Raw genomic sequence first — 25,927 nt, forward strand, 5'->3', positions numbered from 1 at the left:
TCGTCTTGTCCCATTCTGGCAATTTCGTTAAGAACGCCGTCCGCGTCCGCGCGGTAAACCGCCGGACCGGCTTGACGAGACACCCAGGAACTATGCGGCCTCCCATGAAGATCGTGCAACTTATATCCGGAATTGGCGTTAACGGAGCCGTTATTCAATGTCTTCGCTTGGCCGAAGGACTCGCCAAACGTGGGCACGATGTCACTCTAGTCGCCCGAAACAACTCTTGGATTCAAAGCCAACTGCCGGGAACCAATGTCAAGTTCCGCAGCTCCGACCTTCAGCGCTGGCCCTTTAACGACCTAAGAGAGATGGCTCGCTGGGTTGCCCAAGAACGCGTCGACATTGTCCACACGCATAACACCAGCGGACAAATCTTCGGCGCGATGCTGAAGATGTTTACCAAAATCCCGGTCGTGGCAACCGCCCATCACACGAAGCTCCACGCCTATTGGATGCTGAAAGACTTCGTGATCGCCAACTCGGACCATACACGTGGTATCGAGATCGGCTGGAATCGCGTGCGACCCCGAAACATCGAAACCGTTCGCGCGCTGATCGATCATGCTCCGATCCCCGAAAACTCGCAGCAACTGCGAGATCGCTGGCGACAGGAACATGGATTTCAAAAGGACGACAAGTTAATCGGAATCGTCGGAGACGTTTGCCCGCGCAAGAATCACTTGTTATTACTGAAGGCCATGCCGCAAATCTTACGGCGTGTTCCCAACGCCAAGGTCGCCGTCATTGGCAACCGCTGCTACTGGTACATGCAGCGACTTCGCGCCGGCATCGAGCAACTAGGTCTGGAAAACGAGTTCCGCTTTATCGACTTCCAATACGACATCCCCAACATGATGCGGGCCATCGATCTGTTGGTTGCCTGTCCTACACAAGAAGCTTTTGGCCTGACACCACCCGAAGCGATGGCTGCGTTCAAGCCAGTGGTCGCAACCCGGGTCGGCGGGCTGATCGAGAGCGTGGTTGACGGCGAAACGGGCTATCTGGTCCCCAGCAACAACGCCGCTGCACTATCATCGGCTGTCGCGAAGGTTTTCGAGAACGACGACCTGGCTGAGCAAATGGGCGTCGCAGGCCGAGCGAGATTCCTCGAGATGTTCGACAACTACAGCAATGTGATCCGCCACGAAGACATCTACACGGATGTCGCCCGGCGGGTTCTTCGTCGCGATGTCGCCAAGCCGGTCTCGCTCCCTACACGGAAGTCGAACTCGCTGCCGACCGCTGGCGTGCCGCCGATGGTCTATCATCGCTAAGCCATTTCCTCGGTATTGCTTCTAGGCGTCCGTAGCGAAACAATACAACCAAGTGAAGCTTGCGTCGTAACCATCCCATTCCATCGGCGCGAAAACTTCTCTTCTCTTAGCCCCAGCAACGCAGGTTCGCCATGAATGCCCCAACCAATGTCGATCTCTTCTCGGGCGCGATCGCTCGGCTCGACAAAGCGTTTCAATTTGCCGACATCGATGCCGAAGCACTCGAACGCCTGAAGCACCCCAAGCAGATTCTGCAAGTCTCGATACCGGTCCGGATGGACGATGGCTCGCTGAAAGTATTCACCGGCTACCGTGTTCGCCACGATGACACGCGTGGGCCAACCAAGGGTGGCCTGCGGTACTCGCCGCAGGTAGACATCTCGGAAGTCAAAGCCTTAGCGTTCTGGATGACCTTCAAGTGCGCCGTCATGAACATTCCCTACGGTGGCGCTAAGGGTGGCATCTGCGTGAACCCGAAAGAGCTTTCGCGGATGGAACTCGAACGGCTCTCACGCGGTTTCATCGAACAGATCGCCGACTTCATCGGTCCGGAAGTCGATATCCCAGCCCCCGACATGTACACCAATGCCATGATCATGGGCTGGATGATGGATGAGTACTCGAAGATCCATCGCCGCCGCACACCCGGCGTAATCACCGGCAAACCAGTTCCCCTGGGAGGCAGCCAAGGACGCGATGACGCCACCGGACGCGGCGCCTATCACTGCATCAAAGAGCTGGAAAAGAAACGCGACTGGATCCCCAAAGAGACTCGCGTAGCCGTGCAAGGTTTTGGCAACGCCGGTCAAAGCATTGCCCGCCTGCTGCATGCCGATGGCTATCAAGTGGTTGCCGTCAGTGATTCGCGTGGTGGAATCTACAAGCCAGGCGGGTTCGACATTCCCAGCTTGATTCAAATTAAGAACGAATCGCGACGTCTGCAGGCCGTTTACTGTACCGGTTCGGTGTGTGAAGCCGTCGAGGCGAAGTCGATCACCAACGAAGATCTGTTGGAATTAGACGTCGACATTCTCATTCCGGCCGCCTTAGAAGACGTGATTACGGCGAACAACGCTAATAAAATCCAAGCCCCGGTCATCATCGAAGTGGCCAATGGTCCCACGACCGGTGAAGCGGACGAGATCCTCAACGAAAAAGAAAAACTAATTGTCCCGGACATCTTAGCCAATGCCGGCGGCGTGACAGTCAGCTACTTCGAATGGGTGCAAAACCAACAAGGCTATTATTGGAGCCTGGACGAAGTGCAGCAAAAGCTTCACGCGATGATGACCCAGGAATTCAACCACGTGTACGACTGGATGGTCGAGAAGAAGATCGACATGCGCACGGCCGCCTATGCGGTCGCACTTTCGAGAATCGGCGCCGCGATCGCTTCGCTAGGGACCGTTCAGTACTTCTCGGACATGGATTCGTAATTTTATACATTTAACCGGTTGGCGGGAAATCCTGCGTCGTTCAGAATAGAAGCACCCTTGGCTTGCCTCATTCATCTCTGAACGTCCACGAGGATATTCCATGTTCCTGTTTCGCTTGATCGCCGTAGCATTGATTGCTTTTGCCTCGGCCCCTGTTTCGCTCGTTGCCGAAGAGAACTCAGCCGCCGCGCAGCTTCATCAGCTGTTTGCCGACGATTGGCAGTGGCGGCTGAATACTTATCCTACGCTGGGCACTTCGGTGGGTGACCCGCGTGGCAACGCCAAGTGGACCGACCTTTCTCAGGCCGCCATTGAAGAGCGTGACCAACACCCTCACGAGCTTCTCAAAAATCTCGAGTCAATCGACGCCGATCAGCTCACCGGCCAGGACCTGCTTTCCTACGAACTGTTCGACTACAACCTCCACCGAGAGATTGAAGGACAAAAGTATCCGACTGAGCTGCTGGCAATCGACCAGTTGGGAGGTCCCCAGTTCGACTTGGCCTACACGGCCGAGCAGATGTCGTTCGTCACGGTAGCGGACTACGAAAACTACATCGCCCGACTCAATAGCTATCCCGAATATCTCGAACAAAACACGGCCCTGCTGCGCAAGGGAATCGAAACACGGTGGGTGCAACCACCAGGTCCGCTGCGCAGTATCCCCAAACTGATCAACGGTCAGGTACTTGCCGACGCCACTGACAGCCCGCTGTTCAAACCCTTTAAAGACTTTCCCGATTCGTTCTCGCCGGAAGACCAACAGCGACTGGCCAAGCTCGGTAAGTCGGCCATCGCCAATAGAATTTTTCCGGCGATGCTAAAACTGAAGTCCTTCATCGAGGACGAATACCTGCCTCACGGTGCCGAAATCATCGGTGCTGCCGCGCTGCCAGGCGGCCGGGAGTATTACGCTTACAAGTGCCGCTACTCGACAACAACCGATCTGACGCCGCAAGAGATCCACGAGATCGGCATGAGCGAGGTAAAACGAATTCGCGGAGAGATGGAAAAAGTGATTCGCGACTCAGGCTTCAAGGGAAGCTTCCAAGAGTTCATTCACTTTCTTAAGACCGACCCCCAGTTCTATTACACCGAAGCGGACGACCTGCTGATCGGCTATCGCGATATTGCGAAACGCGTCGATGCCGAGCTTCCCAAGCTGTTCGTAGAGCTGCCGCGTCTGCCGTACGGCGTGCGTGCTTTCCCCGACTACGAAGCCCCTAACCAGACCTCTGCCCGGTACTACCCAGGCTCGGCGGAAGCTGCCCGGGCAGGGTTCTTCATGGCCAATACCTACGCGCTCGACAGCCGCCCCAAGTACGAGATGGAGGCCCTCACGCTGCACGAGGCCTGCCCTAGCCATCACCTGCAAATCGCCCGGGCGCAAGAGCTGACCGACCTTCCCAGGTTTCGCCGGCAAGGGCACTACACGGCGTTTGTCGAAGGGTGGGCCCTGTACGCTGAGTCCCTGGGAGAAGAGATGGGGTTCTATCAAACGCCCTACGATAAATTCGGCCAGCTGACCTTCGAGATGTGGCGAGCCTGTCGACTGGTCGTCGATACTGGCATGCACAACATGGGATGGAGCCGCGCCCAAGCGATCCAGTTCTTCCAGGAAAACAGCGGCAAGAGCGACTTGGAAGTCGCCGTCGAGATCGACCGATACATCGTCTGGCCAGGCCAAGCGTTGGCCTACAAGATTGGTGAACTCAAGATCCAACAACTAAGAGCCAAAGCCGAGCAGGAATTAGGCCCAGCGTTCGATCTTCGCAAGTTCCATAACGCTATCCTCGATAACGGCGCGATTCCTTTACCTGTGCTAGAGCGACTGATCGATCGTTGGATCGCCGAACAAAAATCAAAGCAGCACGGTTAACATCTGAAATTTGCTGCGGTTAAAGCGTTTAACCCTATGTTGAACTCTTTTCCGCAGCATTTTCCATGGACCTGGCAAACTTACTTCTGATCAACGCTTGCGTCGTCGCTGGGTCTATGCTCACGCTGTGGCTGCTTAGTCTTGTGCTGAAAGATGCCAGTATCGTCGATCTCTTCTGGGGGTTCGGCTTCGCAGTGATCTCATGGATTTCTCTCCTTCTCGCTTCCGCCCCAACTACTGCCGCTTGGGTCACCACCATCCTCGTTACGATTTGGGGGTGCCGGCTGACGGGCTACCTCTTGTGGCGAAACGTTGGCAAAGGGGAAGATTCCCGCTACGCCGAGATGCGTGAGAAGCCGGGCCGTAACTTCGCCCTGTTCAGCCTCGTGGTGATCTTCGGCTTGCAAGGGACCATCATGTGGATTGTCTCCCTGCCGCTGCAAGTCATACCGACGCTCGACGCTAGTTTCTCCGCCCTAACGGCAGTCGGCCTGCTGCTATGGCTGGTCGGCGTTAGCTTTGAAACGCTCGGCGACTACCAGCTCGCTCGCTTTAAAAGTGATCCTCAAAACCGAGGCAAGGTATTTGATGGGGGCCTTTGGCATTACACCCGGCACCCCAATTATTTCGGCGACTTTCTCGTTTGGTGCGGTTATTATGTAATTGCCATCTCGTTCGATGCCTCGGCGTGGTGGACGATCATTGGCCCCGCGCTGATGACCTTCTGCCTGCTGTGGTTCTCGGGCGTCGCTCATCTGGAAAAACGCATTCAAACGCGGCGGCCAGAATACGCCGACTACATCCGCCGCACCAGCAGCTTCTTCCCATGGCCACCGGCCCCGAAGCTAGAAGCGGCAGCCGCTTCGTCTCATTCCCACTCGCCCACACGGTAGGAAGCTCGTCATGAATCGACAACGGATCGCGGTGGTTGGTGGCGGTATCAGTGGGAACCTGGTTGCCCGACTGCTGCACAATGACTACGACGTGACACTGTACGAAGCCGCCCATTACCCCGGCGGGCACAGCAACACAGTTACCTGCGAAGTCGAGGGCAAACCGTACGACGTCGACACCGGCTTCATGGTTTTCAACGACCGCACCTACCCCCAGTTCTGCCGCTTGCTTGAAATTCTGGACGTCGAAGCCCAAGACAGCGACATGAGCTTTAGCGTTCGCTGTGAGAAGACAGGACTCGAATACCAAGGCAGCAGTCTCCGCGGGCTATTTCCCAGCTGGAAGAACATGACCTCCCTCAGCTACTGGACCATGCTGAGAGACGTCTTGCATTTCAATCGTCTTGGCACCCAGGCTGTCCAGCAGGCATCGATCGCCGAAGCAGAGACGGTCGGGCAGTTTCTCAATCGCTGTCGTGTCGGCACGATGTTTCGCGAAAAGTACCTCATGCCGATGGCCGCCGCAATCTGGTCGGCCGAGCCACAACAGATACTCGACTTCCCAGCCCAGTTCTTCTTGGGCTTTTGCGACAACCATGGCCTGATGGGGATTACCAATCGACCGCAATGGAAGACCCTAGTTGGCGGATCGAAGCATTACGTGCGGAAATTGATCGAACCACTGGGCGACCGCGTTCGGCTGAACTCGCCGGTGAAACGGGTAATGCGAGACAGCGAGCACGTTGCGATAATTGCCAAGGACGATCAGGTCCAGGTATTTGACCAGGTCATTTTCGCCACTCATGCCGATCAAACATTGGCGATGCTCGATCAACCCACTCAGCAAGAGGAAGAGATTCTCAGCCACTTCCCGTACCAACCCAACGATGCCGTCCTGCACACCGACACACGTCTTCTTCCCACGCATTCGCATGCTTGGGCAAGCTGGAACTACTTTTTACCAGATGCCGATCAGACAACGGCCAGCGTGACTTACGACCTTTCTCGCTTGCAGAACGTTGCTTCACCGACGCCTATTCTGCTGAGCCTGAACATCACCAACCGCATCGACCCTCGCAAGATTCTCCAGCAGTTCAATTACGACCATCCTGCGTTTAATCGGCACTCGTATGCCGCACAGAAACGTCTGCCAAAGATTCAAGGGCAGCAGCAAACCTACTTCTGCGGTGCCTGGTGTGGCTATGGATTTCACGAGGATGGCGTGAGAAGTGCCTTGGCCGTTGCCGCTTACTTTGGAAAGAACTTGGACGCATGCACAGTTGCCTGTACGAAGGAACGGTCTCCCACACCCGCCATGGCCCCGTCGAACATCAGTTTGACTACCGCCTGACGATGGCCTACTTCGACCTGGCGGAACTCGACCAGGTTGTTGGCTCGGGAAGAATCTTGTCGGACCATCGATGGGCCGCTATTTCGTTCCCACGCGATGTCCACCTGCGTGGGCAATACGGTTCGCTAGAGAGTCGCGTGCGATCAGCCGTGACCGAAGAACTCGGCACGTGCCCGCAAGGCCCCATTCATCTCTTAACGCAGCTTCGTTACTTCGGACATTACTTCAGCCCCCTCAATATCTTCTTCCTTTACGACGACACCACCAGCGACTTCCCGGCAACCATTTTGGCCGAGGTCAACAACATCCCTTGGGGCGACCAGCAGGTCTACGTCCTGCAACCAACCTACAGCGAAGCCGACCAGGCCTGGGTTTGCGAGCATCCCAAGCAGATGCACGTCTCGCCGTTCATGCCGATGAACCACACCTATCGCTGGTCGTTCCGTTCGGTAGGTCAACGCCTGAGGGTGAGTCTCGAAAACCAGGAAGAAGGCCGCCCCATTTTTCATGCTGGCATGTCTTTAGAAAAAAGGCCGTTAGCGCGCCGCACCATTCAACGGTTTCTGTGGGGATTGCCAGCGATGAGCTTGAAGGTTGTCGCCGCTATCTACTATGAAGCCTGGAAACTTTGGTGGAAACGATGTCCCATATATCCTCACCCGCACCGTCGCAGCGAATCTCGCCTGCCTGTTCACGTGACCAAACCGGTTTAGTAGACCTGGCGATCGAGCATCCTTCCTTAAGGCTCCGCGAAGCACTGCCTCAAGTCTCGACCGGGCTTCACTGCTGGATCGCGCGACAGTGCCGTAAAATCTTACACCGCACGCTCTCGAGAATCGAAGCAGGGCACGTCCTTATTATCGACCCCCTCGGGCAACATCAATTTGGCCTGAGTCACGATGCTGAGCTACGAACTGTCGTACGTATCGACGACCTCCGCGTCTATCGCCACATGATGCTTGGGGGCACCCTTGCCGCGGCGGAAGCCTACCTGGAAGGGAAGTGGGTCTGCAGCGACTTAACCGCGCTGCTGCGGATCATGGCTCGTAATCTTGATCATTTAAAAGGGGTCGAGCGTCACACGTCGTTTTGGCTCGCCCCGTGGCGAAACTTACAGCAGTGGCGAACGCGAAACTCGAAGCACGGCAGCCGCCGGAATATCGCGGCGCATTACGATTTGAGCAACGAGTTTTTCCAGCTCATGCTCGACCCTACCATGATGTACTCGTCTGGCGTCTACGAGCAGGCCGACTCGACCTTGGAAGAGGCATCCATCGCCAAGCTCGACCGCCTATGCCGCAAACTTAATCTTCAGCAGGGTAGCCGCGTCCTGGAGATCGGCACCGGCTGGGGTGGCTTCGCCGAGTATGCCGCAAAGCAGTACGGTTGTCACGTGACGACAACGACCATTTCGCAGCAGCAGTTCAACTTCGCCTATCGACGAATCGAAGACGCCGGCCTCGAAGACCGAGTCACGCTTCTTAAACGAGATTACCGAGACCTCACCGGTACCTACGATCATGTTGTGAGTATCGAAATGATCGAAGCCGTGGGACGAAACTACCTGGATACCTATTTTGAAAAATGCGGCTCGTTGTTGAAGCCCAGTGGAACGATGGCCTTGCAGGTCATCACCATTCCAGACGAACGGGTCGAAAGCTACTCGCGTGGTGTCGACTTTATCCAGCGGTACATTTTCCCAGGCGGCTTTCTACCTTCGTACCAACTGATGGCCCGCTCGATGGCCCGTAAGACCGATCTGCGGATCGTGCATGCCGAAGATTTTGGCAGTCACTATGCCCAAACCCTATCGGCCTGGCGCGAGAACTTCTTCGAGCACCTACCGCGAATCCGTGCTTTAGGCATGGACGACTACTTCCTTCGCATGTGGGAGTATTACCTGGCTTATTGTGAAGCGGGCTTCCATGAACGCCAGATCGGCGTCAGCCAACTCGTCATGGCCCGCCCCAAGTTCCGCGGAGATGCGGTCCTCGGCAAGTTCTAGTGCGACAACGCCAGTTCGACTTCATGGCCAGTCGCCCTAGCCTTCGAAAGAAGAAACTTTTTAACCTCGGATATCACGGATCAATTTCCGAGTCTTCCCACACGAATTCAAGCTCCGCGCCCATCGGTGGTTGCTCTTCTTTTCCTCTGTGGCTAGACCTAATTTTATGAACAAAAGACAGCGTTCATTCTCTTCGCGATTGAATGTCTTCCATTCGGGGCCAATAGATCATGCACTCAACCTAAGCTGATCGCATCAGATCGTGCATTTAATCAACCACTGTATGAATATTTTCTTCTGGTTTCATGCCCCGCAGTTGCCGCCATAGCCAGCGAACTTCACCTCGCGCGAAAAATAAGTAGGCGATAACGCCGACGAGTATCTCTTGAGCAAGCGTGATCGCGTCTGGCAAAAAGTAGCTCATCCAACCGGCGAAATAGACGACGGCTCCCATGAGCACCGAAGCCCCCAACGCCGGTGCCAGTTGGCGGAACGTCCTCTTCACATCAACGCCGGTACTCTTGAAACAAAACGCCAGGTAGGGGCCGCAAACAGCAAGGGTACCGAGGGTCACCAGGCCTGCCAAATCGATCGTAAATAGCTCGGGATCGTGTTGCCCTGCGAAGAAGTAAGCGGCGCCACAAGCTCCGGCCAAGACCACCATGTTGGCAAATGCACCGACCGCCAGAAGATCGGCCCGTCCGGCAGCGCTCATCAGGCTGCCTGTGATATTGATCCAACTTTGCGCGACGATCATCAACCCCATCATCGAGAGCAAGTCGCCCGCCTCGATCCAATCGTCACCACCCAGCACCGGCATCAGTTCGTCGCCAACCATGAGCATGCCGATCGAGCAGGGAGCCAGCATGATTCCTACCATGCGATAGAAGGAGGCCGCCATCGCACTAAACGATTCGCGGTTAGTCTTCGCCTGCGATAACGCTGGCAACATGGCCGAGGTCACCGGTGAGGTCAGCAGATAGACTGGCCGGATCATTTGATTGTAGGCCTGGGTATAGTAGCCGATCCATATTTGCCCCACAGGGCTCGAGCCAAACACGACCCCTAAGATGATCTTGTCCAGGTTTTGACCTACGGCAAAGAAGATTCCACTGAGTGTGTAGTATCCGCTGAAGTTGAGCATTTGCTTCATATCGGACAACGGAGCACACTTACCGGGCCGCCAGGGCTCGATGGCCCAGAAGCCAATATTCAGCACAACCAGTTCGCTATACTGCTGTACGACAAGTGCCCAGATGCCCCAGTCATGGTACGCCGCAACAATAGCCAACACTCCGCTGACGATCAACGAAATCACCCGCACGATGGTCAATCGGCCGAAGTGCAGCTTCTTTTCGGCAAGTGACTTGTGTTGCGAATAACCATTGTAGAGCAGCGCAGTTCCTGAAAGCACGACCCCGACCAGCATTAACCGATCGGCGTGAAACCACATGGCCAGAAGCGGCGACAGACCAGCCAGGATGAAGGTAAGTACCACGCCGGTAATGATCTGATACCAGAACAACGTCGAAGCTTCTTCGTCGGTCAGCCCTTTCTTCTGCACCGTTGCGATATCCATTCCCAACGACCCGAATGCCCGAATGAGCAGCAAGATGGGCATGAACATCCCCAGCAGCCCGAATTCACCAGGCGATACCAGGTGATAGAGTTGGGCAATGACCACCAGCGAGATGATCTGCCCGGCAATCTGACCTATCATCGTCAGTCGCGTTGCACGCTGCGTTTTATGGATCAGATCGTGATCGAGCGGAGTTGCCGCATCGTCGGGCGTGGAGCCATCATTCATAAAACGGAGAAGTTCCAGCAGGTGATGTCGAACTTAATATCGGATCGCACACCACAAAGCCCGGATGCCATCTTTCCAGCCGATCTTTTTTCCTTCTTCAAACGTCCGAGGGAAATAGCGGATCGGAACTTCGCGGATTCGCAGTCCTTTGCGTCGGGCCAACTTGGCCGTAATTTCCGGCTCGATCCCAAAGCGTTTTTCGCGAAGCGTGGGCGCGATCTCCTGAATAACCTCGCGGCGGAACACTTTGTAGCAGGTTTCCATATCCGTGAGATACAGGTTCGAGAACAAGTTCGACCACATCGTCACCAATTTATTCGCCAGGTAATGACGAACGCGCGGTACATTGCGTTGCCCGGTAATGAAGCGGCTACCGTAAACGGCGTCCACTCCTTCACAAATGATGGGCTGTAGCAGCGCTCGATAATCCTTCGGCGTATATTCCAGGTCGGCGTCCTGGATAATCACGGCGTCTCCGGTCGCTTCCTTAAAACCGGTCGCCAAGGCAGCACCTTTGCCTTGATTCTTTTCATGCAGAATGATTTTCAAATCGGTCTGATCGCGGAGCGTTTCCAGCAGTTGCCGCGTTCCGTCGGTGCTGCCGTCATCAACCAAAATGATTTCACACTTGAAACCGCATTGGCGAACTGCTGCAATAACTTGTTGCAGCGAGTTGACTTCGTTGAAGATGGGCACCACGACAGAAAGTATAAAGTCGTGCGGAATCTCGTAAATTGCCAGCCGATAGCATGCCGCTTCACCCAAAAGCTGGTGCAGCATTTCTACTCGGCGTGATTCGTCTGTGGAGATCTCCAATAAAGTTTGCTCCAGATGCGACAAGACGTCCTGATCGTTTTCGGAATGTATACTCATTGGTTTCGGCAATTCCGGGAAGAAGAAGGCCCGAACCCGGAAGGGGCCACATCGACCAACCAAGTCCGCGTACAAGTATAGAGCACTTCTCAAAAAAACCTACCTTGGAGATCCGTCGCTATGATCGCTCCCTATCTGGTCGCTGCCCTACAAATGGACTCGGGAGCGGAAAAACCGGTCAATTTGGAACAAGCGGAATCGATGATCGCCGATGCGGCCCAAGCTGGTGCCCAATTGGTGGTACTTCCCGAGTTGTTTCCGTACCTGGGAAAAGTATCTCAACTGCGGAAAAATTCCGAATCGATGGACGGAAACGTCCTTCGGACGATGCGCGGCCTGGCGATCAAGCATCAACTGGTCCTCTGCGCCGGCAGCGTAGCGATCGCCGCCGATGATGACCCCGACAAAGTGATCAACCGGAGCGTGCTCTTCGGCCCTTATGGCCAAGTTTTAGCCACTTACGACAAGATTCACTGCTTCGATATCAACCTACCGGACGTGAAAGTGGTCGAGTCAGACTACGTGCGAGCCGGCAGCCAACTCTCGGTCGCTTCGACATCGCTAGGGCATATTGGCCAGGCCATTTGTTACGACCTGCGGTTCCCTGAAATTTTTCGTCGCCTTACCGAAGACGGAATGCAAATCTGCGTGCTTCCTGCGGCATTCACCGACAAGACAGGGCAAGCTCACTGGGAGGTTCTCGCGCGTGCTCGCGCTATCGAAAATCAAATTTATGTCGTCGCCGCGAATCAATGCGGAATGTACGGTGACTCGATCCAATGCCACGGAAATTCTTTGATTATCGATCCGTGGGGAAAGGTGCTCGCGCGCGGCGAGCATCACCAGCCCGGCATCATTTATGCGGAAATTGACCTCGCTTCGCAACGTAAAATACGGGCCGAATTGCCGGCACTTTCGCATCGCCGAATGGTCTAGACGCCTTGCGAGAGCATGTAGGACCTCTTGTCAACTACCCAGACACTCGCAAACAACTTTGTATCTACACATCACTTGTTTCTAAGTACTTTCTTCTGACATAAACGCCGCACGTATTTTATACCCCAAGAGCAACACGCATTTACAAACGATTTACCCGCGTGAAATACAAGCAAGAAACACAATGTGAAAAAAAGATTACGATGGTTGCTTGACAACTCCGCCTCGCTTCGCAAAATTAGTCCCTATGTTGATTGGAAACACGGGACGCTGAATGCGTCTTTAAAACCTCTCCTCTCCTCCATAACCTGTGTCATTCGTTGCAAATTGGTCGCTCTGACCAATCGTTCCCGGATCGCGAGAAGGACATCCCCAGGGAGTTCTGCGCGCTGGAAACAGCACAACGCATTACTCGGTTATGCTGATCATTTGAGAGAGTCGAGAGGGATAGAGTGCGTGCGAGAGATATTGCTTTCCGGCAAAGGGATTTGTCACATATAGGTTGGCAGAGCTCTCCGCTAAATAGTTTGAAGGGCGACGACTGAATGGACCGACGTGCGACAGGCTTTTGGGCCTGTTTATGGAAATCCCTTCATGCTTTTTAGCGTCCCGATCAACATGGTAGATTGCTTGTTCACTTGACTTGTCCTCCTAGCCGCTCGCAGAGCAACTAACTTGTGCCCACTATCTTGATTGCCCTGGGCGCGAACCTCGGAGACTGCGGTGCTTCGCTCACTTTGGCCGTCGACCAACTTGCTTCCGATCCCGATTTTTCGTTGGAAGCAAGAAGCGAGCTCTTGACGACCAAACCCGTAGGTGGACCGAGCGGACAGCCTGATTATCTCAATTCGGCTGCGAAATTTTCCACCTCGCTCTCGCCCGATCAAGTTCACCAGAAACTGATCGACATCGAACAAAGCCATGGCCGCGTTCGCATTCAACGCTGGGGAGCACGGAAGCTTGATCTTGACTTACTTCTCTATGGCCAGCAAATCACCAAGACCCCGCAGCTTACCATCCCTCATCCGCGGATGAGCTTCCGCCGGTTCGTCATGCAGCCGGCGGCCGAAGTCGCCGCTGAGATGCTTCATCCCGAACTGAACGCCACCATCGGGCAGCTTTGGCAACATCTCTCGGACGCGTCTCCGTTGGTCGAGATCGCCGCACTACCAGGCCCAGCGGTCTATCAGTTACTTGCGGCTACCGAAAAAGAACTTAGCGATTCGAAACTCTCGTTCGCCAACGATCTGCTTTCGTATCCCGAATCGCGGAACGAACTGATCGCTTCCCTGCAAACGCTGACCGAGCAGCAGTCGCTTCACGGCAGCCTTCCCCCTGGCTGCCGCGTCCGTATTCTTCCTTGGTGGCACGGGATCGCCGAGGTCCTTACGCAATCGAATCGGGCTGTCCCACCAAGCACCGAGCCAGCACGACTGACGGTCTACTGGAACCGGCCTGAAGCGACCTACGGTGCCGTCGAAGAAGGCTGGTGGACCCACGAAGAAAGAAACGGCCTGCAAGCTCAATTAGCTGAGGCCGTTCGTGGGAACGTTCATGCGCCGCGTCTTTGGTTAGAGGATAACGACCTTGCGTCAGCCGTCACCGAATTGACTGCGGCCATTCAAGCCATCTAGGGGTATGTCTTAGCGCGAGTGATGCTCGGTGAGGAACTTCTCGGCAGCCTCTTTCTTTTCGCTAGGCACCAGAATACGAATGGCCAGGACACCGGCCAGACCGCCTTGATGGTCGTTGTCCAGAATACAGGGAATGCCCTCTTCCTTGATCGCATTTTGAATGATCGTAGCTTCCTCGTGGCTCTGGCACGTACGCACGGCCACAAAATCCATATCTTCCATAAGACCGTAACTCCTACTCTCGATGTCTAACTCAAGTGTTGCGGGCTCCCACAGCTGGGACGCGCTTCATACGGAATTGTAACCTAGTCTTGGCCTGAAGACCCAAACCATTCCAAATGATTCTCTGTCGCGACAGGTTCGACCCCATGGCCAACCGCAAACTGAAAACCGTGATTATCGATGACGACGCCGGAATTGTTCGTTTGGTGAAAACGATTCTTCGCGGGGCCTTCGGCAACGAGCTGGAACTATACGACTTTATCGACGGGCATGAAGCCCAACAATGGATCGGCAACAACTGTTGTGACCTGCTGATCAGTGACATCGAAATGCCGGAAATCAACGGCCAGGACATGCTCATCTTCGCAAAACAGCGCAATGCATGGACCCAGGTTGTTTTCCTGACGGGCCAGTCAAGCTGGATGCACGTGACGCAAGCCGTCGAAAATGGCGCGTCCGACTTCCTGCTCAAGCCGATCCAACGCACGGAACTCTGCAACATCGTCCAGCAGCACATCGAACGTGCCGCTCGCTGGCAGTCGGCCTTGTTTCCTAAGTCAACTGCCTCGGCCGGAGCCTAGTTCAGACTGACCAGGCCACCTAAAACCGAAACGATCGCTACTACCTAACGCACCGAGGGCGATTTTTCTTGCTTGCGCAGAGACATTTGGCTGCGCAGACCTTATCGGTGAGGTAACGTTTCATGGCGAAATTTGAAATGGATTTCGTTTCATGCGCATGTCGTGACGGATGACATACCATGACGCACTCCCCACCAAACGTTGCAGGAAGCGAATTACGTGGTCTGCTGGAAGCCAACATTTGCCGCTCTTTGCGCTGCGGTCTTGCTCATTCAGTTCGCGTCTGGATGCGCGTTCTGTCGCCAAGGTCGCTGGCGTGATCCTCAAATGGTTGCTCCTTGCCCGGAAGCCAACCCGAAATCGCAATATCCCCTTGGTATCTGGTGCAACCCTTGCGACGTCACCGCCATCGATCCGATTGACCTCGACGAGGCCAACTCGCTCGCGAGTGCCGATCTATCGACCGCAGCCACCGGAAGCTTTGTTCAACTGTGTGCCTTCGACGAAGAAGTCGACGCCCCGGAAGCTTACGAGGAAGTCTCGACCAACCTAGGGGAAGCCGTCGTCGGTCGCCCTCTTAAACGCATGTCGAACATGCCCAATCTTTTGAACCACGGCGGCGAACGCATCGAAACGCCGTCAGCCCATCGCCTGGAACCTGAAGCGATCGGCGAGCCCACGAACCTCGGCCCCGAGTTCTTTCAAAGCGAACTGGGCGAAGGGGAAGTCCTTTATATGCCCGGCATGCCGGGCATGGTCGAGCAGTCGGTGCCGGAAACGGAATCGGCCGATATCCAACTTCGACAAGCCGAATCGTATTATGCGATGGCTGTCGATGCCGACCGGCAGGTCGATGAATCGGCAATGAATATGTATCTCGATGCGGCCATCGCAGCCTATCGCTACATGCAAGCAGTTCCGCCTCAACCGAAAACCACCAAGGGTACCGAGCGTGCCTGGCAGGTCTACCATTCGTCGATCGCACGTTTGATGTTCATTGCCGACAAGTCTGGCTACATCGATAAAAAAGTCGGCATCAGGCTGCCAGTTAACGGCGGCTATAAGATCGTCGAGTTCGAATACGTCAACTTCCAACGCACCGCCGACGACTTCGACCGCTGGCATATTGTCGGCGATTATCAATCGAAATACCTTCTCACCAAGCATCGCTCGCCGGGGCTCGGCGTACCTATGGTCTGCATTCGCGAGCAAAAGAAAGCCGACAAATGGTACCCCAAGCAAGTTCCCTTTTCCGTGACCGGCATCCTGCGGCCGGAAGCGGAAATGAATCTTTACGACGCGACCCTCGAAGCCCAGATCCCCGGCGGCACGCATGTCGAACAGGTCGTTGCCAAACTGGAGCTGTACGACCCACGAACCTCTGGCGATGTGGAACTCAACTGCCGCCAGGTTCCACTCGCCAAAGATACCACGGCCCCCTATGCCTATCTGCTCAGCCAAACACGCGGCGAGTCGGATATCGAGGCCTTATATCCTTACAAGGACACCGAGAACGACGGGCTATTCATTCTGGAACCACATCGCAAGGGAAAGATCCCCGTCATCTTTGTCCACGGCCTTTTTTCGGCTCCGTACACATGGGCTGGCATTGCCAACGAAATTGACAGCAACCCTGACTTAGCTTCCCGCTACGAAATTTGGGCGTTTCACTATCCCACTGCCGCACCCTTCCTGGAATCGGCCGACATACTACGAAAGCAGCTCGCTCAGATTATTACGGAAATGGATCCGAGTGGGTTTGACCGAGATCTCCGAAATGCCGTCATGGTGGGGCATAGCATGGGAGGGCTCATTGCCAAGCTGCAAGTCACCGACAGTGGCAATACGCTTTGGGAGCACGCAGCCTTTCAGCCACTGAACACCCTTGATGCTCCGCCGAAGATGCAGCATTACCTGCGCGGTCAGTTTTACTTCACGCATTCGCCCAATGTGGGACGCATTGTCTTTATCGGCACGCCCCACCAAGGCACCACCCATCTCACGATCAAGGCCAGTCACGTTTCCGGAGCACTAGTCCATGGAGGCCCTTGCCTGATCGATGCTCACAAAAAACTAGTCGAAGACAACCCGGCAGCATTTCGTAAAGAATTCCGCAAACGTGTGCCCATCAGTCTCGACCTGACAAGCCCCGAAAGCATGCTGCTCAACGGCATCTATCGCCTGCCAATTCAACCTGACATTCCTCGCCACACCATCCTAGGAAACGGATGGTGGTCGATTCACGATGGACAAAGTGACAGCGTGGTTCCTATCACGAGTGCACGGCTGCCGGCAGTGAATTCGGAAATCATGGTGTCTTCGATGCATACCAATCTCAACCGAAACCCAGGCACGGTTTGCGAAGTTCTGCGGATCCTCCGCGTGCATGGAACACGCCCTGCGTTTGCCCGACAATATGTCCCAATTCGATAGCTGGCCAGTACCACCGGCATTCTCCGTTTCATTCTTAAAACACGCCCACGGAAAATCTGCTTTTCCACTTTCCCCTAGCTCGTGGAATCAATGCGTTAATGTTGATTATTCTCACGCTCTTGTCTGATTTATCCCAATTTGTCGGAAATGCCCCAGGCGGAAATCGCCGTTGAAGCTTTCAACGCGGTCACGCTCACGACTATAATCCATAGGTTCGTCATACGATTGCCTGACCTTAAAGGGGTACTTGGGAAATCTCGAGCAACCTACCTCGCTTCGCACCAGGTGGACTCGCTTTGATTTTCATCGTGAGCACACGCCTTTCCCCATGCCCTTCATGCTGATGCCTCGATTACTTTTCCAACACAGGAACACCATGATTCGACCAATGTGTACGGCAGCCTTGCTGCTGGGTCTTTGCGTTTCGCTGATCTCGTCTTCTTCCGTCGATGCCGCGCAGCTTGAATTGAAGAAGGGGGACAAGATTGTCTACATCGGCAATACGCTGGCCGAACGGATGCAATACTTCCCGCACTTCGAGACCCGTCTTCAGGCTCGCTTTCCGGAATTGAACCTGGTCGTCCGCGACCTTGGCTGGTCGGCCGATGAAGTGACTCTGCGTCCTCGCAGCAAAGACTTCAACGACCACGGTCATAAGCTGGAAGATCACAAGCCAAACGTGATCATGGCCTTCTTTGGCTTCAACGAATCGTTCGCCGGTCAAAAAGGACTCGCCAAGTTCGAGAAGGACCTCGATAAGTTCATCACCGATACCAAGAAGACCAAGTACGACGGCAAGTCTCCGACGCTCGTGCTCGTCTCGCCCATTCCACACGAAGACCTTCACTCGCGAGTTCTGCCAAGCGGCGAAAAGACCAACGAAAACATCGCCGTGTATGCTCAGGCCATGCAAAAGCTGGCCGACAAGCATGACGTCGTGTACGTCGACGTCTTCGCCCCCATGCTCGAACCCATGGCCGGAGAAAGCGATCTGACCATCAACGGCATTCACTTGAACGACGAAGGCTATAAAGTCTTCGGCAAGGCGCTCGACGAAGGCCTCTTCGGTGCTGCTCCGAAATACAAGACCGACCTGGCCACGCTTTACCCGGAAGTGAAAGAGAAGGACCTGCAGTTCTTCTACGATCACCGTGCAGTCAACGGCTTCTACATTTATGGTGGCCGTAAAAATCCGTTCGGCGTGGTGAACTTCCCTGCCGAGTTCGCCAAGTTGCGGAAGATGATCGAAAACCGCGACCAACGTATTTGGAAAGTGGCCAACGGCGAAAGCGTTCCGGAACAAGTCGACGATAGCAACACAGGCGATTTCACCGCCATCGAAACGAACGTCAACCGTCCGGTCGATATCTTCGATCCAGCTGCGGAAGCCAAGACCTTCACATTGCCTGAAGGTTACGAAATCAACTTGTTTGCTTCGGAAGTCGAGTTTCCTGACCTGGAAAACCCGGTCCAGTTGGCATTCGATGCCAAGGGTCGACTTTGGGTAACCACCATGGAAACCTACCCGATGTACCTGCCTGGCACGCCTCCGGACGACAAAGTGTTGATCCTGGAAGATACCGACAGCGACGGCCAAGCCGATAAGCAAATTGTCTTTGCCGATGGCCTGCACATTCCCACCGGTATCGAACTGGGAGACGGAGGCGCTTATGTCGCCCAGCAGCCGAACCTGATGTTCCTGAAAGATACCGACGGCGACGACCAGGCCGACGAGCGAACCCTCGTTCTGCACGGCTTCGACTCGGCCGACTCGCATCACTCGATCAGTACGTTCACTTGGGGCCCCGGCGGTGGGCTTTACTTCCAGGAAGGTACGTTCCACCACTCGCAAGTCGAAACGCCTTACGGTCCGGAACGCCTCGCCAACGCTGGCATCTTCCGTTACGAACCGACGACCGAAAAGCTGGATATCTTTGTCTCTTACCCCTTTGCCAATCCTTGGGGGCACACGTTCGACGACTGGGGTCAGAACCTCGTGGCTGACGCTTCGCCAGGTGCCAACTACTTCGGTACGGCATTCAGCGGCGACGTGGTCTATCCACAGAAGCACGCTCGCATGCAGCAGTTCCTTAAAAAGCAGTGGCGTCCAACCGCCGGTTGCGAAATGGTTTCCAGCCGTAACTTCCCGGAGTCGGCCCAGGGCAACTACCTGTTGAACAACTGCATCGGCTTTCAAGGGATTCTCCAGTACAAAGTGAAGGACGACGGAAGCGGCATCCACGCCGACCCGGTCGACCCACTGTTGGTCTCGAAAGACACCAGCTTCCGTCCGGTTGATATTCAGTTTGGCCCCGATGGCGCACTGTACATTGTCGACTGGTACAACCCACTGGTCGGTCACATGCAGCACTCGCTGCGTGATCCGAAGCGTGACAAGCATCATGGTCGTATTTGGCGGATCAGCTACACCGGCAACGACCTGGTGAAAGCTGCCAAGATCGACGGTGCCTCGGTGCCCCAGCTGCTGGACCTTCTGAAAGAGCCAGAATACCGCACCCGTTACCGCGTTCGTCGCGAGCTTCGCAATAAGGACGCCAAGGAAGTCTCTGAAGCGATCGAAACCTGGATGGCGGAACTCGACAAAAACGATCCGATGTTCAATCACCACTTGCTGGAAGCCTTGTGGGTTAAGCAAAACCTCGACCTGGTCGACGCCGACCTGCTCAAGCGTTTGCTCACCGATGGCGACTTCCGTGCTCGTGCGGCCGCGACCCGCGTGCTGTGCTACTGGCGCGATCGCGTCCCAGGCACGCTTGACCTGCTCGAAGTTCAGGTCAACGACGAAAACCCACGCGTGCGTCTGGAAGCCATCCGTGCTTTAAGCTTCTTTGAAGGCGAAGACGTCCCGCGTGCCCAAGAGATCGCCCTGCAATCGCTTCTTCACGACCAGGACTACTACCTGGAATACACGCTGAAGGAAACTTTGGAAACGCTCGAAAAGCGTGCCAAGCAAGGCTAACTTTTTGGACTACGATAGATGACTAAGGAAGAGTCATCCTCGACTTGGGGATGGCTCTTTCTTTCGAAAGACCGCCTGCCTACCCTCCGGAACTGTTTACGATGTTGATTCGCTATCTACTGCTGGGTTGTCTGATGTCCGCGTGCGTTTTGCTCGCGACTCCCCAAACCGCTTCCGCCCAAGGCGCAACCGACGCCATGGTTCGCTTGCTGCAAAGTGGCAAGCTGCCGGAATCCCGCGTCGGCACGGTCGTCGGCATGATCGCCGAACGCGGCAATGCCGAGAACCTGGGCATCCTCTTTCAGGAAGCCACCAAAAACGACGCCTTCAGCCCAGCCCTGACGCTCGAATCGCTTCAAGCGTTGAAGACCGCCAGCGAGAGCCGCAACCTGATCCCCGCCGGCGACCTTTCCGCCATCAGCACACTGATCGCCAGCGACGATCAGGCCCTGAAGACCCTCGGCATTCAATTGGCAGGCCTCTGGAAAGTCGAAGCCACCGCCGACACACTCGCCTCGCTGGCCCTTAATAACGATCACTCGCTGAAACTACGCCGCCAGGCGATCGTCTCATTAATCGCGACCGGCAGCGACCAAATGGCCGATACCGTCGCCCAGCTGACCCGCGAAGACCAACCGCTGCCGATCCGCTATTTGGGTGTCTCGGCGCTGACCAACATCGATCTTCCTCAGGCAGCCAATGCCGCTGCGAAGGTTCTTTCGGAAGCCGATACGTCGACCGATCCGGCCGACATGATCGACGCATTCCTGGCCGACACCAAGGGCCCCGATGCTTTGGCAGCCGCGCTGCAAGCAAAGGAAATCGACGCCGATGTGGCCAAAATGTGTCTCCGCCAAATGTACTCAGTGGGTCGCTCGGATGCGTCTTTGGTCGACGTGCTAAGCGCTGCCGCCGGTATCGACAACAACCCCGACCCGCTCACTGACGAGCAGTTACAAGCACTGGTCGCACAGGTTTTGGCCAAGGGTGATCCGGCGCGAGGGGAAGTCGTTTTCCGGCGTGCCGACTTGAGTTGCTTCAAGTGCCACGCGATCAGTGGTGCTGGCGGGGCGATCGGTCCCGACCTTAGCCCGGTGGGTGCGACCAGCCCGATCGACTACGTGATCAACTCGATCCTCTTCCCCGAGATGGCCGTCAAGGAAGCGTACATCATGAAGTCGATCGTCGACTTCGACGGCAAGATGCACCAAGGCATCGTCGCCGACGAGAACGAAGACCGCACGATCCTGAAAGATGCCAACGGCAATGAAATCATCATTCCCGCCGACGACATCGACCTCGAAAAGGAAGGGGGCTCGCTCATGCCCAAAGGCCTGGCCAACTTCCTGACTGAGGAGGAATTCCTGGACTTGGTCGCTTACATCGGGGAACTTGGAAAACCAGGCCCCTACGGCATTCGTAGCGAGCCCACCATTCAGCGCTGGCGTGTGCTGAAGGAAGTTCCCGCCTCGCTCCAAGGGGAAGCAAACCCATCGGCCGGCGAGTTTGAATCGCAGATATTGGGCCTCGATGCCGATTCTTGGCTGTCCATGTACGGCAAGGTGAACGGCGACCTACCCCTGTCTGACCTCAGCGAAATCGAAAGTCCGGTCTTGTTTCTTCAAGCCGAAATCGAAGTCGTCGACGGTGGAGATATCGGAGTCGATTTAAACCACCAGGCCGGCGTCACGGTGTGGATCACCGACGACGAGTTCCCGGGCACCGAACCGATCAACACCAGCATCTTGCCTGGTCGACACAAGGTCACCTTCCGCTTGGATACGCGAACCTTCCCCGGCAAAACGTTCCGCGCCGTCGTCACCAAGCCAGCCGGTTCCGACGCCCAGTACACGGTAGTCGGCGGAAGCTAGTTGGGACGTCCCCGCAGGGTACCCAGCGGTGACAGCGCAGCAAACCACGAACAATGTTCCCACATTGCTTGACGTGAAAGACCGTATCGGCGCGATACGGTCTGCTTCGCGTCACTACTGAAACCCCACGCGTTAGATGTCTGCCGCGACGGTCACGGTGGCCCTCGTAAATTCGGCTGCGACGAGAGTTGCGAAGAGTATTTATTAGGCGACATGCTCACGTCTTGGTGGGCATGTCTTTGCTCGACCGGTTTCCGATGCCCACCCGGTCTTAGGGCAGGTACCCTCTTCGCTTGTTCACGCGGACGTGCGCGTAGGATAGAGTGTTTTTTTCTTCGTGGGGATCGCCCGATCGTCGCCCGAGTAGCTGCTCTGGGGCGCAAGCCGTTCGTGCCGTCGCCGTTTCTTAAACAGCGTCTTCAGCCGCTTGACTTCACTGCCTTGCAGGCCGAGTAGCTTGAAGTGAAACGAGACCCACGCAAACGCGCGTTCCATTTCATTGGCCCCGAGCACAACAAGCCCGTCGATGCGCCGGCGGTTGGAACGCGCTGCCCGAGACTGTTTGGCTTGCCCAGCTTTAGGCGGCTGAGGAAGGGGCGGCATCTCGGGGTCAGACGGCTTTTGTGGCGAATGATCGACCGGAATCACCAGTCGTCCCACGACTTCTACGGGGATTTCCACCGTCACTCCGCAGTCCGAGCACCCGAAGTACTGGCCAACGCGCACGACGATCTGCGGAGCGCTCTCTTGCGAGAGCGCACCGTCATCTTTCGATTGTGCGTTGGATGATGACATAGGAAAGCTCGGTAAATTTCGGGGGGCCACGAGGCAGCCGGGTTGGATCGTTCCTGAGCCCTGAAGGGGCCAACAAGTGCTGAAAAGATGTTCTAGCTCGTCCGCTTCCACTTGAATTTAAAGACGTGGAAGGGCACCCCGATGGATCGTCCTCTGAGGTGTGTCACTTTAGTATACAGGCAAGGCACTGCGTGAATGAGAGCGCACGCACATTTTTTTCTAACGAACGTAGCACGCATGTATCGCGGACACTTCATTTTCGTTGTCCGGTATGGAATTCCCTTTATAATGCACGTCGTGCTGATTGATCTGACACAAACCCAACGAAGGCAGAGAAACATGCGAACGGCGCTTTGCACACGAATCATAGCGTGCTTCGTTGTGGTCTTTAGTGTGGTGGCTGCTGGCCGCTGTGCCATGTCGGCAGAGGAACTAAACACAGCAGAGATTCTCGCCGAGGCCAAAGCGTCACTTAAGACGGATCGAGACTCGCTGGGCAAGGCTCGGTTGAAAGGCAGGTTTGAAATCTTCGGCCTGGACGGAAAAGTCGAAAAACGGATGCACACCACCTTTGAATGCTGGGTCTGGGGAGACAAGTTACGCAATAACGGTCTCTGCGATTTCGATAGGTCGACTTTTCCACATGCCCGTTACGACGACGTACGTTCGTTGCTACTGGAAGATGGCTCGCTTTACGTCACCTACTTTAGCCCCCAACTAAAAAGGGTCGGCTGCTAGACACGAATTAAACGGCAGAAGCCTCATTCAAGCATGCTGAGTGATACTTACTACACCGCCTGGTATCACCCATCCACGCTACTGATCTTGCCCTTTAACCCGACCCGCGATGGGCTTGAGTCGATGAAGTTCATTAAGGACGGCAACGGCATTCTCCATGGCACCTATCACCCCAGCAAGAACGTTCGATGCGAAGTAGAACTCGATTCTGGGATCGGCAACCGGCCTATCTCCGCCAATGTTTACGTCAAAGAGCGGGTCGTTCACGAAATCAAGGCCACGTGGAAGGTATGGGGAAATGGTCGGACGATGATCGAGACAATTGCGAACACTTCCCATGGTCAAAACGCCACGTATACCTGGACCTTGACCGAGTTTGATGTCTTGCAGGCCGTGAATCCAAACCAGTTTCAACAAGCTGATCTTGGCGCGCTACAAGGCGCACGCGTGATTGACAAACGAAATCCGAACAACGTTTTAATCAATGGGTTTCCTATTCGCTAGGCTTCCTGCCCCGCGACACGCAAGTCCTCGCAGCGACGGATCTACTCGTCGTCCATTGTGCGGCGGATTCTGCGGACGACGAAGTACTGGATCATGCCTAGGATAACGATCGACATGGTCATGGTGGTGGCGTCGAAGAAATCGACGTAACCCACCGGGCGGAGCGTGGCTCCGATGATCACGTGCATCAGGTAGCCTATCGCGGCCAGGGTCATGGTGTATCCGACCAACCCTTTCTCGTAGAGCGTTGCACTGGCCGCGACCAGCAGCAGATAGATCAGCGACAATGGGCTCGCCGCGCCATGCACCAGAAACAGGAGACCGGTGAGCAGGACGAAGTTCCAGGTCATCCAGGCGTAGATGGCCGTATTGCGTGAGCTTGGTTTCTCGTACATCCGCTGGAAGAACCACGCCGCGGCGGAAAACGCGATCGCGAATAACACAGACGCCACACGAAACCACGGCCGAGCCGAGACCGCTTCTTGAATGATGTAAGAGCTAACTACATGGTACGTAAAGAACAAAATCACGCACGCCAGGGTGCTGGCCAGGCCAGGCTTCCGTCGAGCCCAATAGATAATCCGCTCGCCAATACCCAGCGGCTTGGCGCGTATCGGTTCATGCCGCAGATACGACTGCAGGTCGGCGGCCAGTTCCTTCATACTGCTATACCGAGCCGCCGGCGTTTTGTGCATGCACTTCAGACAAATCGTTTCCAACGCCCGGGGGACGCTCCAATTGAGCTTTCGCGGGGAGACCGGATTGACGGTGCAGATCTGGTCGATGGCCTCTAAGATGTTGCTGGCAACAAAAGGGGGCTTGCCGGTCAGAAGTGCGTATAGGATTGCCCCCAGGCCGTAAATATCGGTGGCCTGATCGACGAGGTGATTCTTGCCGGCGGCCTGTTCCGGGGCCATGTAGCCGGGCGAACCGAGGATCTGGCCCGAGTAGGTCATCTCGGAATTGCCATCCATGCGTTTGGCCAAACCGAAGTCCGTCACGCGGGGGTGCCCATCGGCGTCGATCAAAATGTTCGACGGTTTCAAGTCACGATGCACGATCCCCACCGCGTGGGCATGGGCCATGGCCTGTGCGATCTCGAGAACCAACTCGGCGATCCGTTCCGGCGGCAACCCACCTTCGCGAATGACATCGGCCAGGCTGCGTCCTTCGACATAGCCCATCGAAAAGAAGTGCCGCCCTTGATGGTGCCCGACTTCATAGATGGGGACGATACCGGCGTGCGACAGATTCGCGGCGGCCTCGGCTTCGGCCCGGAAGCGTTGAATTTCCTGAGCCGAAGCAAACTGGCCGGAAAGAATCATCTTCACCGCCACAACACGTTCCGGCGAAAGCTGTCGCGCCTTGAAGACGACGCCCATCCCACCGCGGCCAAGTTCATCGATCAGCTCATACCCTGGCACCGATTCGATCGTATCGGCATTTCTGGCAGAAGTAACGGTCTTGTCGGGGTCAAGGTCGACCGTGGCCGGCGTCAAATCGTCGATGGCCAGATGCATATGCAGCGGCGAAATGTCCAGTGCAGAGCTCTCGTCGTTGGCCAACATTCGCCGGGCTTCGTCATGCAGGTCACCGCGGTCGGTAAAGTGCTCGGCCAGCCACGGCTCACGGTCTTCAGGCGAAAGCTGAATGGCCTTCTCGAAGGCATCGCAAAGTCGCTGGTAGTCGTCCGGTGTCATGCTTTGCGTGGA

At 55.6% G+C, this 25,927-nt stretch carries 20 protein-coding genes; 15 read left to right on the forward strand and 5 right to left on the reverse strand.

Going from position 1 to position 25,927, the window contains the following annotated elements; genetic code table 11:
• Positions 1 to 104: 104 nt before the first annotated feature.
• From HOV93_RS21265 to HOV93_RS21295, 7 genes are all read left to right on the forward strand, one after another.
• On the forward strand, positions 105 to 1,277 hold the full coding sequence (locus HOV93_RS21265) for a glycosyltransferase family 4 protein (protein ID WP_207398560.1): 1,173 nt from the start codon (positions 105 to 107) through the stop codon (positions 1,275 to 1,277).
• A 131-nt stretch (positions 1,278 to 1,408) separates the two neighbouring features.
• On the forward strand, positions 1,409 to 2,713 hold the full coding sequence (locus HOV93_RS21270) for a Glu/Leu/Phe/Val family dehydrogenase (protein ID WP_207398561.1): 1,305 nt from the start codon (positions 1,409 to 1,411) through the stop codon (positions 2,711 to 2,713).
• A gap of 100 nt (positions 2,714 to 2,813) precedes the next feature.
• Positions 2,814 to 4,592, forward strand: coding sequence for a DUF885 domain-containing protein (locus HOV93_RS21275; protein ID WP_207398562.1), 1,779 nt, complete (start codon positions 2,814 to 2,816; stop codon positions 4,590 to 4,592).
• 65 nt (positions 4,593 to 4,657) lie between these two features.
• On the forward strand, positions 4,658 to 5,485 hold the full coding sequence (locus HOV93_RS21280) for a DUF1295 domain-containing protein (protein WP_235990753.1): 828 nt from the start codon (positions 4,658 to 4,660) through the stop codon (positions 5,483 to 5,485).
• Positions 5,486 to 5,495: 10 nt separating this feature from the next.
• Entirely contained in the window at positions 5,496 to 6,836 is a 1,341-nt protein-coding gene (locus tag HOV93_RS21285; protein WP_207398563.1) for an NAD(P)/FAD-dependent oxidoreductase, read from the forward strand.
• Positions 6,758 to 7,549 (forward strand): DUF1365 domain-containing protein, encoded by a 792-nt coding sequence (locus HOV93_RS21290; RefSeq protein WP_207398564.1) that lies wholly within the window; start codon positions 6,758 to 6,760, stop codon positions 7,547 to 7,549. The genes HOV93_RS21285 and HOV93_RS21290 overlap by 79 nt, the downstream gene beginning before the upstream one ends.
• Positions 7,477 to 8,841, forward strand: coding sequence for an SAM-dependent methyltransferase (locus tag HOV93_RS21295; RefSeq protein ID WP_207398565.1), 1,365 nt, complete (start codon positions 7,477 to 7,479; stop codon positions 8,839 to 8,841). Before HOV93_RS21290 ends, HOV93_RS21295 begins: the two co-directional genes overlap by 73 nt.
• 268 nt (positions 8,842 to 9,109) lie before the next feature.
• Here the strand turns inward: HOV93_RS21295 and HOV93_RS21300 are convergent, their stop codons facing one another.
• Together HOV93_RS21300 and HOV93_RS21305 are read right to left on the reverse strand one after the other, a co-directional pair.
• Positions 9,110 to 10,648, reverse strand: a complete 1,539-nt coding sequence (locus tag HOV93_RS21300) for a lipopolysaccharide biosynthesis protein (RefSeq protein ID WP_207398566.1) — start codon at positions 10,646 to 10,648, stop codon at positions 9,110 to 9,112.
• A gap of 33 nt (positions 10,649 to 10,681) precedes the next feature.
• Positions 10,682 to 11,521 carry a glycosyltransferase family 2 protein gene (locus tag HOV93_RS21305; RefSeq protein WP_207398567.1) on the reverse strand — a complete coding sequence of 280 codons (840 nt, stop codon included), beginning with the start codon at positions 11,519 to 11,521 and terminating at the stop codon, positions 10,682 to 10,684.
• A gap of 120 nt (positions 11,522 to 11,641) precedes the next feature.
• On the opposite strand from HOV93_RS21305, the gene HOV93_RS21310 reads away from it, so the two are divergent.
• Positions 11,642 to 12,457 carry a carbon-nitrogen hydrolase family protein gene (locus HOV93_RS21310; RefSeq protein ID WP_207398568.1) on the forward strand — a complete coding sequence of 272 codons (816 nt, stop codon included), beginning with the start codon at positions 11,642 to 11,644 and terminating at the stop codon, positions 12,455 to 12,457.
• A 677-nt stretch (positions 12,458 to 13,134) separates the two neighbouring features.
• A complete protein-coding gene (gene folK, locus HOV93_RS21315) occupies positions 13,135 to 14,091 on the forward strand; it encodes a 2-amino-4-hydroxy-6-hydroxymethyldihydropteridine diphosphokinase (RefSeq protein ID WP_207398569.1) in 957 nt (318 codons plus the stop codon).
• 9 nt (positions 14,092 to 14,100) lie between these two features.
• Here folK and HOV93_RS21320 read toward each other — a convergent pair whose 3' ends face one another.
• On the reverse strand, positions 14,101 to 14,313 hold the full coding sequence (locus HOV93_RS21320; RefSeq protein ID WP_207398570.1) for a putative signal transducing protein: 213 nt from the start codon (positions 14,311 to 14,313) through the stop codon (positions 14,101 to 14,103).
• 146 nt (positions 14,314 to 14,459) lie between these two features.
• Here HOV93_RS21320 and HOV93_RS21325 point away from each other — a divergent pair, with 146 nt between their 5' ends.
• From HOV93_RS21325 to HOV93_RS21340, 4 genes are all read left to right on the forward strand, one after another.
• Entirely contained in the window at positions 14,460 to 14,894 is a 435-nt protein-coding gene (locus HOV93_RS21325; protein WP_207398571.1) for a response regulator, read from the forward strand.
• Between the two features lie 219 nt (positions 14,895 to 15,113).
• Entirely contained in the window at positions 15,114 to 17,327 is a 2,214-nt protein-coding gene (locus HOV93_RS26505; RefSeq protein WP_207398572.1) for an esterase/lipase family protein, read from the forward strand.
• 376 nt (positions 17,328 to 17,703) lie between these two features.
• A complete protein-coding gene (locus HOV93_RS21335; protein WP_235990755.1) occupies positions 17,704 to 20,307 on the forward strand; it encodes a PVC-type heme-binding CxxCH protein in 2,604 nt (867 codons plus the stop codon).
• A gap of 101 nt (positions 20,308 to 20,408) precedes the next feature.
• Positions 20,409 to 22,178: a c-type cytochrome gene (locus HOV93_RS21340; protein ID WP_207398573.1), complete on the forward strand. Its 1,770-nt coding sequence runs from the start codon at positions 20,409 to 20,411 to the stop codon at positions 22,176 to 22,178.
• Positions 22,179 to 22,475: 297 nt separating this feature from the next.
• Here the strand turns inward: HOV93_RS21340 and HOV93_RS21345 are convergent, their stop codons facing one another.
• Positions 22,476 to 22,973 carry a hypothetical protein gene (locus tag HOV93_RS21345; RefSeq protein WP_207398574.1) on the reverse strand — a complete coding sequence of 166 codons (498 nt, stop codon included), beginning with the start codon at positions 22,971 to 22,973 and terminating at the stop codon, positions 22,476 to 22,478.
• A gap of 339 nt (positions 22,974 to 23,312) precedes the next feature.
• Between HOV93_RS21345 and HOV93_RS21350 the strand changes: the two genes are divergently transcribed.
• On the forward strand, positions 23,313 to 23,711 hold the full coding sequence (locus HOV93_RS21350; protein WP_207398575.1) for a hypothetical protein: 399 nt from the start codon (positions 23,313 to 23,315) through the stop codon (positions 23,709 to 23,711).
• 33 nt (positions 23,712 to 23,744) lie between these two features.
• On the forward strand, positions 23,745 to 24,215 hold the full coding sequence (locus HOV93_RS21355) for a hypothetical protein (RefSeq protein ID WP_207398576.1): 471 nt from the start codon (positions 23,745 to 23,747) through the stop codon (positions 24,213 to 24,215).
• 41 nt (positions 24,216 to 24,256) lie between these two features.
• On the opposite strand, the gene HOV93_RS21360 is transcribed toward HOV93_RS21355, so the two are convergent.
• The gene (locus tag HOV93_RS21360; RefSeq protein WP_207398577.1) at positions 24,257 to 25,915 is read right to left on the reverse strand and encodes a serine/threonine-protein kinase; all 1,659 of its coding nucleotides are present in this window, start codon (positions 25,913 to 25,915) and stop codon (positions 24,257 to 24,259) included.
• Positions 25,916 to 25,927: the final 12 nt, after the last annotated feature.

This window comes from Bremerella alba (assembly GCF_013618625.1).
Taxonomy (GTDB): Bacteria; Planctomycetota; Planctomycetia; order Pirellulales; family Pirellulaceae; genus Bremerella; species Bremerella alba.